This window comes from Ignavibacteriota bacterium, from assembly GCA_016713565.1.
Taxonomy (GTDB): domain Bacteria; phylum Bacteroidota; class Ignavibacteria; order Ignavibacteriales; family Melioribacteraceae.
The window spans coordinates 986,792-1,001,054 of the sequence record JADJOX010000007.1 but is presented as its reverse complement, the minus strand read 5'-3'; the positions used below and the strand labels follow the sequence as shown (position 1 = coordinate 1,001,054).

12 protein-coding genes and 2 pseudogenes are annotated in these 14,263 nt (G+C 31.2%); 8 read left to right on the top strand and 6 right to left on the bottom strand.

The genetic code is table 11. The features are described 5' to 3' along the window. The first annotated feature begins 2 nt into the window (after nt 1-2). Nucleotides 3-932, top strand: a complete 930-nt coding sequence (locus IPK06_11765; GenBank protein ID MBK7980645.1) for an MBL fold metallo-hydrolase — start codon at nt 3-5, stop codon at nt 930-932. Here IPK06_11765 and IPK06_11760 read toward each other — a convergent pair. Beyond that, a pseudogene (locus IPK06_11760) lies at nt 919-1,815 on the bottom strand (DMT family transporter). The gene IPK06_11765 and the pseudogene IPK06_11760 sit on opposite strands and share 14 nt — an antisense overlap. A gap of 211 nt (nt 1,816-2,026) precedes the next feature. On the opposite strand from IPK06_11760, the pseudogene IPK06_11755 reads away from it, so the two are divergent. The 5 genes and pseudogenes from IPK06_11755 (at nt 2,027) to IPK06_11735 (ending at nt 5,254) form a co-directional block, all read left to right on the top strand. Next, nucleotides 2,027-2,577: pseudogene (locus IPK06_11755) on the top strand (leucyl/phenylalanyl-tRNA--protein transferase). 400 nt (nt 2,578-2,977) lie between these two features. Beyond that, on the top strand, nt 2,978-3,490 hold the full coding sequence (locus IPK06_11750; protein MBK7980644.1) for an RNA polymerase sigma factor: 513 nt from the start codon (nt 2,978-2,980) through the stop codon (nt 3,488-3,490). 102 nt (nt 3,491-3,592) lie between these two features. Beyond that, a complete protein-coding gene (locus IPK06_11745) occupies nt 3,593-4,054 on the top strand; it encodes a hypothetical protein (GenBank protein MBK7980643.1) in 462 nt (153 codons plus the stop codon). A gap of 7 nt (nt 4,055-4,061) precedes the next feature. Continuing rightward, nucleotides 4,062-4,871 (top strand): energy transducer TonB, encoded by an 810-nt coding sequence (locus IPK06_11740; GenBank protein ID MBK7980642.1) that lies wholly within the window; start codon nt 4,062-4,064, stop codon nt 4,869-4,871. Nucleotides 4,872-4,882: 11 nt separating this feature from the next. Next, nucleotides 4,883-5,254: an energy transducer TonB gene (locus tag IPK06_11735; GenBank protein MBK7980641.1), complete on the top strand. Its 372-nt coding sequence runs from the start codon at nt 4,883-4,885 to the stop codon at nt 5,252-5,254. A 118-nt stretch (nt 5,255-5,372) separates the two neighbouring features. On the opposite strand, the gene IPK06_11730 is transcribed toward IPK06_11735, so the two are convergent. From IPK06_11730 to IPK06_11710, 5 genes are all read right to left on the bottom strand, one after another. Continuing rightward, nucleotides 5,373-7,184: a TonB-dependent receptor gene (locus IPK06_11730; GenBank protein ID MBK7980640.1), complete on the bottom strand. Its 1,812-nt coding sequence runs from the start codon at nt 7,182-7,184 to the stop codon at nt 5,373-5,375. Nucleotides 7,185-7,490: 306 nt separating this feature from the next. After that, on the bottom strand, nt 7,491-8,849 hold the full coding sequence (gene rseP / locus IPK06_11725) for an RIP metalloprotease RseP (GenBank protein ID MBK7980639.1): 1,359 nt from the start codon (nt 8,847-8,849) through the stop codon (nt 7,491-7,493). 31 nt (nt 8,850-8,880) lie between these two features. Next, nucleotides 8,881-10,014, bottom strand: coding sequence for a 1-deoxy-D-xylulose-5-phosphate reductoisomerase (locus tag IPK06_11720; protein MBK7980638.1), 1,134 nt, complete (start codon nt 10,012-10,014; stop codon nt 8,881-8,883). A gap of 64 nt (nt 10,015-10,078) precedes the next feature. Further along, complete coding sequence (locus tag IPK06_11715) at nt 10,079-10,552, bottom strand: hypothetical protein (protein ID MBK7980637.1); 474 nt, start codon at nt 10,550-10,552, stop codon at nt 10,079-10,081. A 12-nt stretch (nt 10,553-10,564) separates the two neighbouring features. Beyond that, complete coding sequence (locus tag IPK06_11710; GenBank protein ID MBK7980636.1) at nt 10,565-11,503, bottom strand: nitronate monooxygenase; 939 nt, start codon at nt 11,501-11,503, stop codon at nt 10,565-10,567. A 122-nt stretch (nt 11,504-11,625) separates the two neighbouring features. Here IPK06_11710 and IPK06_11705 point away from each other — a divergent pair, with 122 nt between their 5' ends. Beyond that, nucleotides 11,626-12,768, top strand: coding sequence for a methionine adenosyltransferase (locus tag IPK06_11705; protein ID MBK7980635.1), 1,143 nt, complete (start codon nt 11,626-11,628; stop codon nt 12,766-12,768). 2 nt (nt 12,769-12,770) lie between these two features. Continuing rightward, nucleotides 12,771-14,195 carry an adenosylhomocysteinase gene (locus tag IPK06_11700; protein MBK7980634.1) on the top strand — a complete coding sequence of 475 codons (1,425 nt, stop codon included), beginning with the start codon at nt 12,771-12,773 and terminating at the stop codon, nt 14,193-14,195. Nucleotides 14,196-14,263 lie beyond the last annotated feature (68 nt).

The following is a 14,263-nucleotide window of genomic DNA, read 5'->3' as shown; positions in this document are numbered from 1 at the left end:
TGTTGAACAGAAGAAATTTTATAGGAAAAAGTTTTTTTGCGGCAATAGGTACAATCTTTTTTCCAAAACTCTTAGTTGCCGAAGAAAATGAAAATATTTTGGATTTCAAACCCGAACCGAAAAATTGGCAAAATGATCAAATAAATTTAGCATGGATCGGTCATTCAACAATTTTAATAAATTTTTACGGAACAATTATATTAACCGACCCAATTTTATTTGATAGAATTGGAATGAATTTTCTCGGCTTAAGTTTCGGTCCTTCGCGATTAACACCGCCCGCATTAAGTTTTGATGAAATTCCAAAACCCGATTTGGTTCTTCTTTCTCACGCACATTTTGATCATACTGATTATAAATCGTTAAAAAAGTTAACGGAAAAATTTCCCGATCAAATTGATGTGGTTGTCGCTTATTTAACAATTGATGTTGTTGAAGACCTCAAATGGAAATCTGTCAAAATAATTGATTGGAATGAACAAACCGAAATTAATGACTTAAAAATTACCGCATTGGAAGTTGAACATTTTGGCTGGAGATATCCATGGGAAAAAGACAGATCGCGCGGATATCTTAAAGACGGAAGAAGTTATAACGCATATTTAATTGAGAAGAACGGCAAATCTATTTTATTCGGCGGAGACACAAGAAAAACAACAAAGTTGGAATTATTAAAAAATAAAAATCCTGATATCGCAATTATGCCGATCGGCGCATATAATCCTTGGACTTACGCACATTGTAATCCGGAAGAAGCTTTAATTATGGCGGAAAATATTGGAGCCAAATATTTTATTCCAATTCATACAAAAACTTTTAAACTTGGCGCCGAATCCTTTGAGGAACCAATTGACTGGCTTATTAAATCTTCGGAAAATTATAAAATTGAATTGGGATTAAATTCAATTGGACAAACTTTTACTTTAGTTTGATTTTGACCTTTCCATTTTCAAAATACAAATACTGTATAAAAATTCCTGAAAGTATAAAAATCAATCCAATAATTGAATAGGCGAAAAGTTTTTCCTTCAAAATTATTGCGATAAATATAATTGATAAAAATGGTGAAAGGTAAACGAACGTGGCGGTTTTAGCTTTGTTGGCGCTGAGTTTCAATCCTTTTAGCCACAAATAAAAAGTAATTCCCATCTCGAACAGGCCGATATAAATTGCGCCGAATAAATACTTGTAATTTTGCAGAATAATTTCGTCAAAAAATAAAATGTAAATAAAAATTAAAATTGTTCCGTAGAAAAACGCGCCGAATAATTTTGTTAATTCATTTCTCTCATCCTTCAAATTTAATATCCAATATGTTGACCAAATAATTGAGCTTCCGACGGCTAAAAAAACTCCATAAATATTATGGAATTCTAACGATAGAAAATCACCTCTTGTGGCAATTATGAAAACCCCCAAAAAAGCAATTACTAGTCCAAGAAATATTTTAAATGTTAGTTTTGTTTTTAAAAATATTACGGAAAAAAAAGAAATGGTAATCGGCCAAATATAATTTAACGTCATTGCTTCTTGAGCTGATAAAATTGAATATGCTTTAAATATAACCATATAAAAGAAAAATGGATTTACGAAACCGCGAATTAAATTGGTTAAAAAATATTTTGGGTTAAACACTTCTATAATTTTAGAATTTTTGTCATAACATAGAATAATAAAAAGTATAATTGTGCTTGCTAAGGAGGAGTAAAACAAAAGCTGAATATAATTCATTCCGGAAAGCGTAATTTTAAAAGCAGTCGCGGCTGTTGACCAAAACAGCACAGCGCTGATTGTATATAAAATAGATTTTTTCTGCTGATCCAAATCGTTTTATTATTTAAGAAATTTGATAAACTAATAATTAAAAATATTATTGATCAATTTTAAATGTTACTTTAAATATTAATTTCAAATAAAGTATGATAAAGACTGAATAATTTGTTATTATCTTTTTCAAATATTTACGCTGTTAATATAAAAAGAAATATTAAAATTGAATTCAAAAGATGTACTTAAACCTGTCAATATGATAAATTTATATTCGCAAGGCGCGTTTCCAATGGCTGATGAAAAGGTGAGATTAGCTGGTATCAGCCGAAAGAAAGATGCGTTATTTTGATGGAAAATTTCAATATTCCAAAATCACTTAAAAAATTTATGTCGTCTGCCGATTTTGAGTATCGAGTGGACGAAAAAACTATTGAAGTTATTAGAAATTGTGCCGATAGAGATACTACTTGGATTTCCGAAGAATTAATTATGGCTTATAAAGATCTTGCAAAACTCGGTTATTTGCATTCCGTTGAAGTTTATCAAGGTAATTTATTGGTCGGCGGATTATATGGAATCGCGATCGGCGGAGTATTTTTTGGCGAATCAATGTTCTCAAAAGTTTCGCAGGCAAGTAAATCTGCCCTCGCAAAATTACTTGTTCATCTTCATAATAAAGAATTTATTTTTCTCGATGTACAATTTCCCACGCCACACTTAAAAATGTTCGGAACAACAGAAATCGATTTTGACGAATATAATGATCTATTGGAAATCGCTTATCAAAAAGATATAAATTTTCTATAATTGAATTCAATCAACTATTAAAGTTGTTTCAACTAATTAATGGTTGTTTAGTAATGCTGAAAAAAAATACAGAATAATAAAAGCACTACAGCAATCAATACCAATTGAGAAAATTTTTTTACGGTTGAAGAAATGCCTGAACCTTTTGACGGAAATTTCATGAATTTAGCCAAAAGATAGGATCTCTTTAGGAGATCACATCTTTGTATTTTCACACAAATGAAAAAGATCCCATCTCGGCGAAGCAAACATTGTTTTAGAGATGTGATCTTATTAGTATAAATCCCGGAATAATAAATTGCGCAGGTATTCTTTTTATAAATTATTTATTTTCCAATAAATAATCAAAAGCAACATTTTATAATCTCATTTGTCTTTATATAAACAAAAATAAATCAGTTTGGAAAAAGAGAACAGTAAAATTATCCGGTTTACAATTATCTATAATAGATATAGAAAGAACCTGTACAATTTTCTTCTAAAATTATCCGGTGATAAAATGATTGCCGAAGATATTGTACAGTCTGTTTTCTTAAAATATTATGAGAATTTTGATTTAATTAAAAATTCCGAAAGCGTAAATTTTTGGATTTTCAAAACGGCGAGAAATGAATATTACAATTTACATAAACGTAATAAGCGAATTGAAAAATTTGACGAAGAATTTACAGAAAGGAAAAAGGATGAATTCGAATTGGAATATTATGTTGAAATTAAGGAAATGAAAAAAATAATTTTTGAAGAATTAGATAAAATGGAAAACGAACAAAAAGAAGTTTATTTGCTAAAAGAATACGGCGGTTTGAGCTACAAAGAAATTTCAGAAACTATGAATATTAATATTGATTTGGTTAAAAGCAGACTTTACAAAGTAAGACAAAAATTAATTAGCAAAATTTCAAAAATAGTTTAATAGAAATATCATTCCTGACTTGCTCCGGAATGAAAAAAAATAATCAATGCTGTTCAATGTCGCGGAAATAAATTCGGCATTGCAAAAATTTAAGGAACTGAAATGAATACTGAAGACATTAAAAATATTATTAATCAATATTTTGATAATGAGCTTAGTAAAGGTGAGGAAATATTTTTATTTACGGAACTGTCGGGGAACGAAGAAGCTCGGAGTTATTTTAAGGAAATGAATTTGCTTAAAACAATAATTGAGGAAAGTGCGGAAGAATATCCCCAAAAGCTTGATGAAAAGATATTTTCTAATTTGAAAACAACTGATGAAATTCCTGTTAAAAATCAGAATAAAATTTTTAGTTATATGACATATGCTTTTGCGGTTTTGCTTCTCATAATTTCATTTTTCTTTTACAACGAATCATTGCAGTATAGAAATAAATTGGAATTGTCGTTTCAGCAGATAAATCAGCAAAACCAAATGATACAAGTTTTATTTAACACATTGCCGCAAGCAGAAGTAAAAGCAAATGTCGAAAGTCAAATTGTAGTAACATCAAAAATGTGAGGGGAAAATGAAAAAAGCAACTGGTATAATAATAATTTTAATATCTTTTATTGTATTTACAAAATGCAATAAAAATGAAGGTATAGAAATTTTACCAAATTATGAATCTGACTATAAAAATATTCAAACAGAATATTGGCGACCAGACAAACCATCAGTTTTATCATTTTCATATAATCAAATTAAATTAATGAGTACCACTGCAAATAAAATTAAAGAGAATTATAAGAAAGATGGTGAATTTATATATTCTATTTTTATTAATGAGAATGGGAAAATTGACAAAATAAGACCCGAAATTAGTGGGTCTAAAGAAATTGATAAATTGGTTGCACAAAATATGGAAAGTTGGATAATGAACAAGTACATAGAAGATGATAAATTTTTAAAATATAAAATAAAATGGGTCGTAACAATTTCAAAATCAAATGAAAATAAAAAGTTAAATGGTTCGGGAATTTCTTCAAATTTTCCTTTAATAGAAAATTATTATGGCGGTGAATATTTTGTAATGGTTGATAAAATGCCTGAACCTATTGGCGGCGTCGCCGGAATTCAGCAAAAAATTATTTATCCTAAAAATGCAAAACAAAATGGAATAGAAGGGAGAGTGTATATTAAGGCATTTATTGATTCTCTTGGGAATGTTTCAGCGACTGAAATTATTAGAGGACTTGATTCTGAGTGTGATAATGCGGCAATTTTAGCAGTTAAACAAACAAAATTTATTCCTGGTTATTTAAAAGACAAACCGGTTGGTGTTCAAGTTACTGTTCCAATTTTATTCAAATTAAGTAATGAAGAAGTAAAAAAATAAAAGGACGAAAAATGGAAAATCTAAATAAAATATTTATCATTTTATTGTTATCATCATTAATAATTTTTGCGCAAGATGAAATTGATAAAATGCCGGAAATTAAGGGCGGAATTCAAGAACTTGTTAAAAATATTAAATATCCAGAGTCAGCAAAACAAGAGGGAATTGAAGGAAAAGTTTTTGTAAAAGCAAATGTTGATGAAGCTGGAAATGTTGAATCTGCCGAAGTTGTAAAAAGTGTAAGTAAAGATTTGGATGAAGCCGCAATATCTGCAATAAAATCAACAAAATTTATACCCGGTGAAAAAAACGGAAAATTTGTTATAGCTGAAGTTGTAATTCCCATACATTTTAAGTTGGATGATAAAAAAGAAAAAAAATAATTTCTTAAAAAGATGGGATCTCTTTATGAGATTACATCTTTATTTTTTTTAGCAAATCTAAAAGATCCCATCTCAGCGAAGCAAAATTGTTTTAGAGATGTGATCTTGTGAATAAATTTTAGAATAATTTTACGCAAATGCCGCCAATGATCCATCTTCCCGGTAATGGAACTCCGGGAATTTCCTGAAAAGATTTATTCAATAAATTTGATGCTTCAATAAATATTTCTAAGCGAGTAAAGTTTTTCTTAAGTTTTGTATCAATTGATAAGTGATCTTTTAAACTTACTCTTTCTTCATAATTTACAGCCCAGCTTTGTTGAATATCAAACGGAAGATTGTTGAAAAACTGTATTGTCAAATCATTTCTTAAATGTTCTAAATTATAACGGGATTGAATTCCCAAATTAATTTTATCGGAATTTAAATAAGTGTAATCGATTTTCAATTTAGATAAAATACTATTGGTGAAATTTGTAAGATTAAATACAAATCCTATTTCAAAACCGTTTGTATTAATTTTAGTAAGATTTTCAGCTTTCCAAAAATTTGTATCTTCATTCAAAATGTAATCGATTAAATTTTTCCCTTCCTTTCTGAAAACAGAGAAATTAGTTTCCCAAAAATCTGATGTATAATTCATACCAATTTCATAATTGATTGATTCTTCCGGTTTTAAATTTTCATTCCCAATTGTAACAGGATCTTTATAAAACAATTCTGTGTATGTTGGTATGCGGAATGCTTTTCCGAAATTTGCGAATAATTTTAAATTATTGTTTGGAGTATAAGAAACATCAGCGCCCGGCCAAAACTTAAAATTAAGTGATGAATATTTATAAGCAAACCCGGCAATGCTTATATTTATTTTATCAATTGGTTTGATAATTTGCTCGATGAAAAATCCTTTCTTTTCTCGTTTATGATTTCCAAGATTATTGCTTTCAATTAAATCTTTTGAAAATTCAATTCCAAAACTTGTTGCTTGACCAAATTGATTTATGGAAGCTTGAATTTCACCGCCGAATGAATTTGTAGAGTGGATATTTTTATAAAACGATTCATCGAATTTATTCAATACAAATTCATCTTTATTCAGACGCCAGAATAAATTCGGTTTAAATCTAATACTTGAAATATCTGCATCAGCGGAGACTGAAGCAAAATTTGTTTTTACTTTTTCCGCTTGATTCGGAAATCGAATTGTATAAAAACTGTTCGCTCCAAAATCCTTATCTGAATATCCGTAAAGCGTGTTAATGATTGTATTTGTAAATTTAAATGAGTTGTTCATAGAAAAAATATAATTTTCAAACTCGGTATTTTTGCGGTATCCGTCAGATTTTGATTTGCTGAAAGACAAATTATGAAATGTACTGCCAATTTTTTGCGATGTATTAATACCTAAATTGTAAAAATTATTTTCTCCGCCGTTAAGTTCAATTCCTAAATTATTTTCTCCGCTTTTTTTTGTTATAAAATTAATAACACCGCTGAAAGCATTAGCGCCGTATATTTGCGAGCCTTGTCCTTTTAAAATTTCCACGCGTTCTATTTGAGAAAAATTTATTGGCAAGTTTAAATTATGATGTCCGGTTTGCGGATCGATTATTTTAATACCGTCAATTAGAATAAGAGTTTGTTCAAAACTTCCGCCGCGGATTGAAACATCCGCTTGAACGTTTTCGGGTCCGCGCTGTTTTACATCAATTCCGCTAATCTGATCTATCAATTCCGGAATATTTGCTACCGGTAGATTTTGAATTTCATAATCTGAAATTATTTTAACGCTTCTTCCAATTTCTGAAAAAGATAATGGAATACGGTTTGAAGAAATAACGACCGAATCTATTTTATATTCCGTAATATTTTGTGCAAATAATATTTCAGCAATTAGCAGAAAAAATGTAATGTAAAAATATTGTTTCATTATTACCTTGTTTAAAAATTGAAAAATAAATTGAGTAAAAATGTTAAAATGATTTTGCAGGTTTAGAATTGTTTTTTTATTGTGTAAAAAAATGAGTTTGGAAAAAATTAGTGAAGATTATAAGTAATATAAAATGTTATATGCAGAAAGATTTCTGTCATCACGAATGAAGCGAAGTAATCTTTTTTTTGAATAAAGATTGCTTCGTCATACTTCATCGCAATGACAGTTCAAAACCTTTTAGAGCTGTCTCGAAAAAATTCTAGAATTAAATTCTAGGGATAAAAACAAAGAACGAAATTATTTTTATAAACTTGCGATATCTGAATAAATAATATACGCCATAAACATTAATAAAATTACAAAACCAAAATTTTGAATTGCTAATTTAACTTTAATCGGAAGCTCTCTTCTAATAATTCCTTCAATCAAAATTATTACAAAATGTCCGCCGTCTAAAACAGGAAAAGGCATAATATTAATAATCGCCAAACTTAAGCTTAACAATGCCAAAAACATTAAGAAAGGAATAATTCCGGCATCTGCAGATTGAGAAGCGAATTTCGCAATTTTTACCGGTCCGCCGAATGAATTTTCAAACGCGATATCGCCGCGAATTACATTTCCGAACATTTTAAAAGTTAGCGCGGTATAGCTGCCAATGTTTGAAACGCTTTTAACTAATGATTCACCTAATGAATAATCTTTAGTTTCTACAACTCCCAAATAAGCATCGCCAATATTTATTCCTATCAATCCGCTTGAGCTAGGTGTTACGTTTGCTAAAACCGTATCTTTTTCACGAAGCACTTTAACCGGTAATTCAACTTCTTTGTGAGAGGAAATTATTGAAATTACTTGCTGAGTAGATTTAATTTTAACATTATTTATTTCTAAAAATACATCACCAGATTTAATTCCGGATTTTTCAGCCGGTGAATCTTTCATAACATTGCTAATTAAAGGTTTTGTATCACCGATTGGAAAGAAATCAGCTTGTTGCGATGCCTTTGATAAAATTTCTCTGGGCGCGGTAAATGTAAATTCGCTTCCGTTTCTTTCTACAACAACATTTACATTTTTACCAAGATTTTCGATAAGCAAAGAATTCAACAATCCTTCCCAATTATCTACTTTTGTTCCGTTCACAGAAATAATTTTATCAAATGATCTGAAACCTGCTTCATATGCAAGCGTTGTGTCGGCAACTTCTCCAAGGGAAGTAGTTTTCATTATCTGCTTTCCTTGGATAAAATTTACGCCCCAAAAAATCACAATCGCAAGAATCAAATTCATTAAAACTCCGGCGGTAATTACAAATAATTTTTGATATGTTGGCTTTGCTCTAAATTCATAAGGCTGAGGTACTTCATTTGCAAATTTTGTGTCAAAACTTTCATCAACCATTCCAGCAATTTTAACATATCCGCCAAGCGGAAGCAGACAAATTTTATAATCGGTATGTCCTTGAAGATCAAAATCTTTTGGAAGATTTCCAAAAGTAAAGCTGTTAATTTTATTCCAGCCTAATAATCTTTGACCAAATCCAATCGCAAACGCATCAGTTCTCATTTTGCAAATTCTTGCAGCCAAAAAATGACCCAATTCATGCACAAAAACCAAAATCGCAATTGTTATAATGAAATAAATAATCGAGTTAACCAAAAATCTCTCCCTTTATTAAAAATTCTAAAAATTATACTTTACTAATTAAGTCTCTTGTTGCTTTATCACATTCCAAAATTGATTCAAAATCAATATTATGATTTATTACAATATTATTTAACCCATATTCGATCAATTCAGGAATTTGTGTAAATTTAATTTTTCCCGTAAAGAACTTTTCAACCGCAATTTCGTTTGCGGCATTTAGTATACAAGGCGCAGTTCCGCCTTGTTCCATTGCGTCAAATGCCAATTTCAAACATTTGAACTTATTTAAATCGGGTTCAAAAAAGGTCAATTCCTTTAATGACGGAAAATGCGTATTTACAAATTTACTTCCAAATCTTTCCGGATATGTCAACGCATATTGAATAGGCAGTTTCATATCCGGCAAACTTAACTGAGCTTTTATACTGCCGTCAATAAATTCCACCATTGAATGAACGATTGACTGCGGATGAACCACAACATCAATTTTTCTTTTCGGTAATCCAAAAAGCCAATGAGCTTCAATAACTTCTAAGCCTTTATTCATCATTGTTGAAGAATCAATTGTAACTTTGTTTCCCATATTCCAATTTGGGTGATTCAGAGCTTCTCCAACAGTAACCTTTTCCAAATCCATTATCGATTTTTTCAGAAACGGACCGCCAGAAGCGGTTACCAATAATTTTTCAATATTCTGTTTTTTTTCGCCTACCAAACACTGAAAAATTGCACTGTGTTCAGAATCTACCGGTATAATTTCCGCATTAAATTTTTCAGCCGATTTTATTACTATTTCTCCTGCGGCAACTAAAGTTTCTTTATTCGCGAGTGCAATTCTTTTTCCTCGTTTTATGCTTTCAAGAGTTGGCGCGAGTCCGGCAAAACCAACTAAAGAAGAAACTAAAATATCATAATCACCGTTTCTTGTTATTTCAATCAGACCGTCTTCGCCATTTAATACTTTACAATCATTAACTTCATTCTTTAATTCTTCAAAATTCCCATTTTTTACAACTACGAATTTTGGTTTAAATTCTTCAATTTGCCTTTTTAGCAGTTTGATGTTTGAATTTACGGTCAAACCAAAAACTTCAAACTGATCTTTAAAGTTTCTGATTACATCCAGAGTACTAACGCCAATTGAACCGGTGGAACCAAGAATAAGGATTTTTTTCATTTAAAAGTAAATTTGAAAATTCATTGTCAAAAAATACCATTAAAAGTTGCTATTATAAACATAATTATGAATAGAATCTGTGAGTAATAGCAAAAAGAAAATTAAGTAATACAAGAGAATTTATAATCATATTTGTATTAAACACTTTTTTTAAATTGACTGAAATCAGTTCAGAATTTGAGCCGGTTAACGAAACTCTTAATTTTTTGGAATCAGGGATAAGTTTTGCAAAAGTCAAAATTAAAATTATAACTAAAATTATTTGCTTTGTTGCAAGCCAATGCGCGTGACTCATATCAAAAAAACCGTAACCTGGATTTTGCATAACAAGAATAATTCCGGTAACAGCGATTCCTATTGCTCCTACAATTCCGAATAAATTTGTTAATTGCAAATAAAGTGAAATTAATTCATTTTTTACTTCATGATTAACAGCTTTTGTAATTTTATTTTTAATTATAATGTCAGCCGCAAAAAAAATAAGCCACATACCGGCAAAAATTATATGTAAAGCAACAAATGTTTGATAATGCTGCATATGTTTTCCTTTCTATAAATTTCTTAGTTTTTGTAATGAATTGTTATATTCAAAAATTAATGCATTCATAAGTTGTTCAACTGTTGGAATACCTTCAATTAATCCGGAACTTTGACTTGCTTCCAACATACCTTCATTTATGTTTCCCTCAAAAATTCCCTTCATTTCACGTTTTTTACCTAAAAATTCCATTTGTGTTTCCGGATCAGCGCAATTTTGTTCTAAACTTAAAATTTCCTCGCTGAACTTATTTTTTATTACTCGGGCTAATCCAATTTTTTTAAGAATTAAATGTGTATCACAATCTTTAGCGTTTATAACCGCTGATTTATAAAACTCGTGAGCAGAAGATTCTTGAGTTATCGCAAAACGAGTTCCAATTTGAACACCTTCAGCACCAAGAGCTAATGCGGCAAGAATTCCGTTTCCGTTTGAAATTCCGCCCGCTGCAATTACCGGAATTTTTACAGCTTGTAATAGCTGTGGAATTAAAGAAAATGTTGTTAATTCGTCAATACCATTATGACCTCCGGCTTCAACTCCTTCACCGACAATTGCGTCGCATCCAACACTTTCAGCTTTCAAAGCATATTTTATGTTTGGAACAACATGAACAACGGTAATATTTTGACTCTTAAATTTATCAATAAATTTTCCCGGATGACCCGCGGAAGTGAAAACAATTTTTACATCTTCACTGATAATTACATTTACCAAATCTTCGGCATCACCTCTGAGTAAAGGTAAATTCACCCCAAATTTATTTTGTGTCGCATCTTTACATTTTTGAATATGCTCCCGCAATAATTCGGGCTTCATAGATCCAGAGCCGATTAAACCCAAGCCGCCATTATTTGAAACGGCGGAAGCCAATTTCCATCCGGATACCCAAACCATTCCGCCTTGTATAATTGGATATTTAATTTGTAATATTTGAGTAATTCTATTGATGAATATCCTAAAAAAATGCAACTATTTTTCAAACTTTGAATAAAGACGAGTTTTCTCTAATTTTGAACTTAAATAAAATTAAATTAATCAGTTTCTTTAGAAAAATAATAAAAGAGGTTTAAATGTCCTACTTTTTTACTTCGGAATCAGTAAGTGAAGGTCATCCCGATAAAGTTTCGGATGCAATTTCGGATGGCGTGCTTGATGCAATTCTTTCGCAAGATCCAAATGCAAGAGTTGCGTGCGAAACATTCGTTACAACGGGCTTGGTTCTCGTGGGCGGAGAAATAACTACTACAGCATATGTTGATATTCAGGAAGTTGTTAGAAATACAGTTAAAAAAATCGGCTATACTCAAGCTGAATATAAATTTGATTCGGAATCTTGTTCGGTATTAAACGCAATTCATTCTCAATCTCCGGATATTGCAATGGGTGTAGATACCGGCGGTGCCGGCGATCAAGGTATAATGTTCGGATATGCCTGCGATCAAACTCCCGAATTAATGCCGATGCCGATTATTTACGCTCACAAATTAGTAAAAAAACTTGCAGATATAAGAAAGAAAAATAAAAAACTAATGCCATATCTGCGGCCGGACGCAAAATCACAAGTTACGGTTGAATATGGTGAAAATAATAAACCTTTAAGAGTTGATGCAGTAGTTGTTTCAACACAGCATGATGCCAAAGTAAGTCAAAAAAGAATAAAAGATGACGTTATAAAGCATGTAATTAAAAAAGTAATACCGTCAAAACTTTTGGATAAAAATACCAAATACTTTGTAAATCCAACAGGCAGATTTGAAATTGGCGGACCGCACGGAGACAGCGGATTAACCGGTAGAAAAATTATTGTAGATACCTACGGCGGCTGGGCTCCTCATGGAGGCGGCGCGTTTTCCGGAAAAGATCCATCCAAAGTGGATAGAAGCGCAACCTATGCTGCACGTCATATTGCAAAAAACGTAGTTGGTGCTAAATTAGCAAAAGAATGTTTAGTACAGTTGGCTTATGCAATTGGCGTTGCAGAACCTGTTTCAATTTTTGTAGATACTAAAGGAACCGGAGTTATTTCCGATAATGAAATTTCCGAAATGATCAAAAAAGAAGTTGATCTAACTCCCAGCGGAATTATTAACAGATTAAATTTAAGAACTCCGATTTATCAGAATACAACGGCTTACGGTCATTTTGGTAGAGAAGGATTTTCTTGGGAAAATTTGGATTTAGTAGAAAAATTTAAAAAGTATAAGAAAGGTTAAAAATGAGCATTACAACGAATGAAATTGAATTATTACCCTATAAAGTTAAGGATATTTCTTTAGCCGATTGGGGAAGAAAAGAAATTGTTTTGGCAGAGAAAGAAATGCCCGGACTAATGGCATTACGAGAAAAATATGGAAAGATTAAACCGCTGAAAGGCGCAAAGATTTCAGGTTCTCTTCATATGACAATTCAAACCGCGGTACTGATTGAAACATTGGTTGAACTTGGAGCTGATGTTAGATGGGCTAGCTGTAATATTTATTCTACCCAAGATCATGCGGCAGCGGCAATTGCACAAAATGGAATTTCTGTTTATGCTTGGAAAGGTGAAACTTTGGAAGATTATTGGTGGTGTACCGAACAAGCGTTAGTGTTTCCTGATGGAAGCGGACCGGATCTTATTGTTGATGATGGAGGAGATGCAACTTTAATGATCCATATTGGAAAAGACGCAGAAGAAAATCCTTCAATTTTAGACGAAGTAAAAACTACCGAAGATGAAATTGAATTATTCAAAAAATTAAAATTATCTTACAAAGAAAATCCTAATAGATGGACACTAATTGCTAAAAATATTAAAGGCGTTTCCGAAGAAACAACAACCGGTGTTCACAGATTATACCAAATGAAAGAAGCAGGTAAACTTTTATTTCCCGCAATTAATGTAAACGACTCAGTTACAAAATCAAAATTTGATAATCTTTACGGTTGCAGAGAATCATTGGCGGATGGAATAAAACGCGGAACTGATATTATGGTTGCGGGCAAAAATGTTGTAGTTTGCGGTTACGGTGATGTAGGTAAAGGTTCGGCGCAATCTTTAAAAGGTTTTGGAGCAAGAATTCATATAACCGAAATTGATCCGATTTGCGCTCTTCAAGCAGCAATGGAAGGTTTTGAAGTTAAAACCGTTGAGGAATTTTTATCAAAAGGAGATATTTTTGTTACAACGACCGGAAACAAAGATATTATAACAATTGAGCATATGGAAAAAATGAAAGATGGAACAATTGTTTGCAATATCGGACATTTTGATAATGAAATACAAGTCGATAAATTAAAAAAATATCCTGGCATAAAACGAATTAATATTAAACCGCAAGTTGATCAATATGTTTTTCCTGATGGTCATTCAATTATTTTACTTTCCGACGGCAGATTGGTAAACTTAGGCAACGCAACGGGACATCCGTCATTTGTAATGAGCAATTCATTTACAAATCAAACTTTAGCCCAAATGGAACTTTGGAAAAATAAATATGAAATTGATGTTTATCGATTACCTAAACATTTGGATGAAGAAGTGGCAAGATTGCACTTATCAAAATTAGGAGTGAATCTTACAAAACTTACTGATGATCAAGCTGCTTATCTTGGAGTTTCCAAAGAAGGTCCATTTAAATCTGATCATTATAGATATTAATATTTATTCCAAATAATTATTCTTTGAACCCGTTCATTTGAGCGGGTTTTTTATTTCCCCACATTGAT

Coding starts and splice junctions, on each gene's coding strand:
- IPK06_11745 (MBK7980643.1), top strand. CDS start 3,593: ATGAATACTGAAGACATTAAAAATATTATTAATCAATATTTTGATAAT.
- IPK06_11740 (MBK7980642.1), top strand. CDS start 4,062: ATGAAAAAAGCAACTGGTATAATAATAATTTTAATATCTTTTATTGTA.
- IPK06_11735 (MBK7980641.1), top strand. CDS start 4,883: ATGGAAAATCTAAATAAAATATTTATCATTTTATTGTTATCATCATTA.
- IPK06_11730 (MBK7980640.1), bottom strand. CDS start 7,184: ATGAAACAATATTTTTACATTACATTTTTTCTGCTAATTGCTGAAATA.
- IPK06_11720 (MBK7980638.1), bottom strand. CDS start 10,014: ATGAAAAAAATCCTTATTCTTGGTTCCACCGGTTCAATTGGCGTTAGT.
- IPK06_11715 (MBK7980637.1), bottom strand. CDS start 10,552: ATGCAGCATTATCAAACATTTGTTGCTTTACATATAATTTTTGCCGGT.
- IPK06_11705 (MBK7980635.1), top strand. CDS start 11,626: ATGTCCTACTTTTTTACTTCGGAATCAGTAAGTGAAGGTCATCCCGAT.
- IPK06_11700 (MBK7980634.1), top strand. CDS start 12,771: ATGAGCATTACAACGAATGAAATTGAATTATTACCCTATAAAGTTAAG.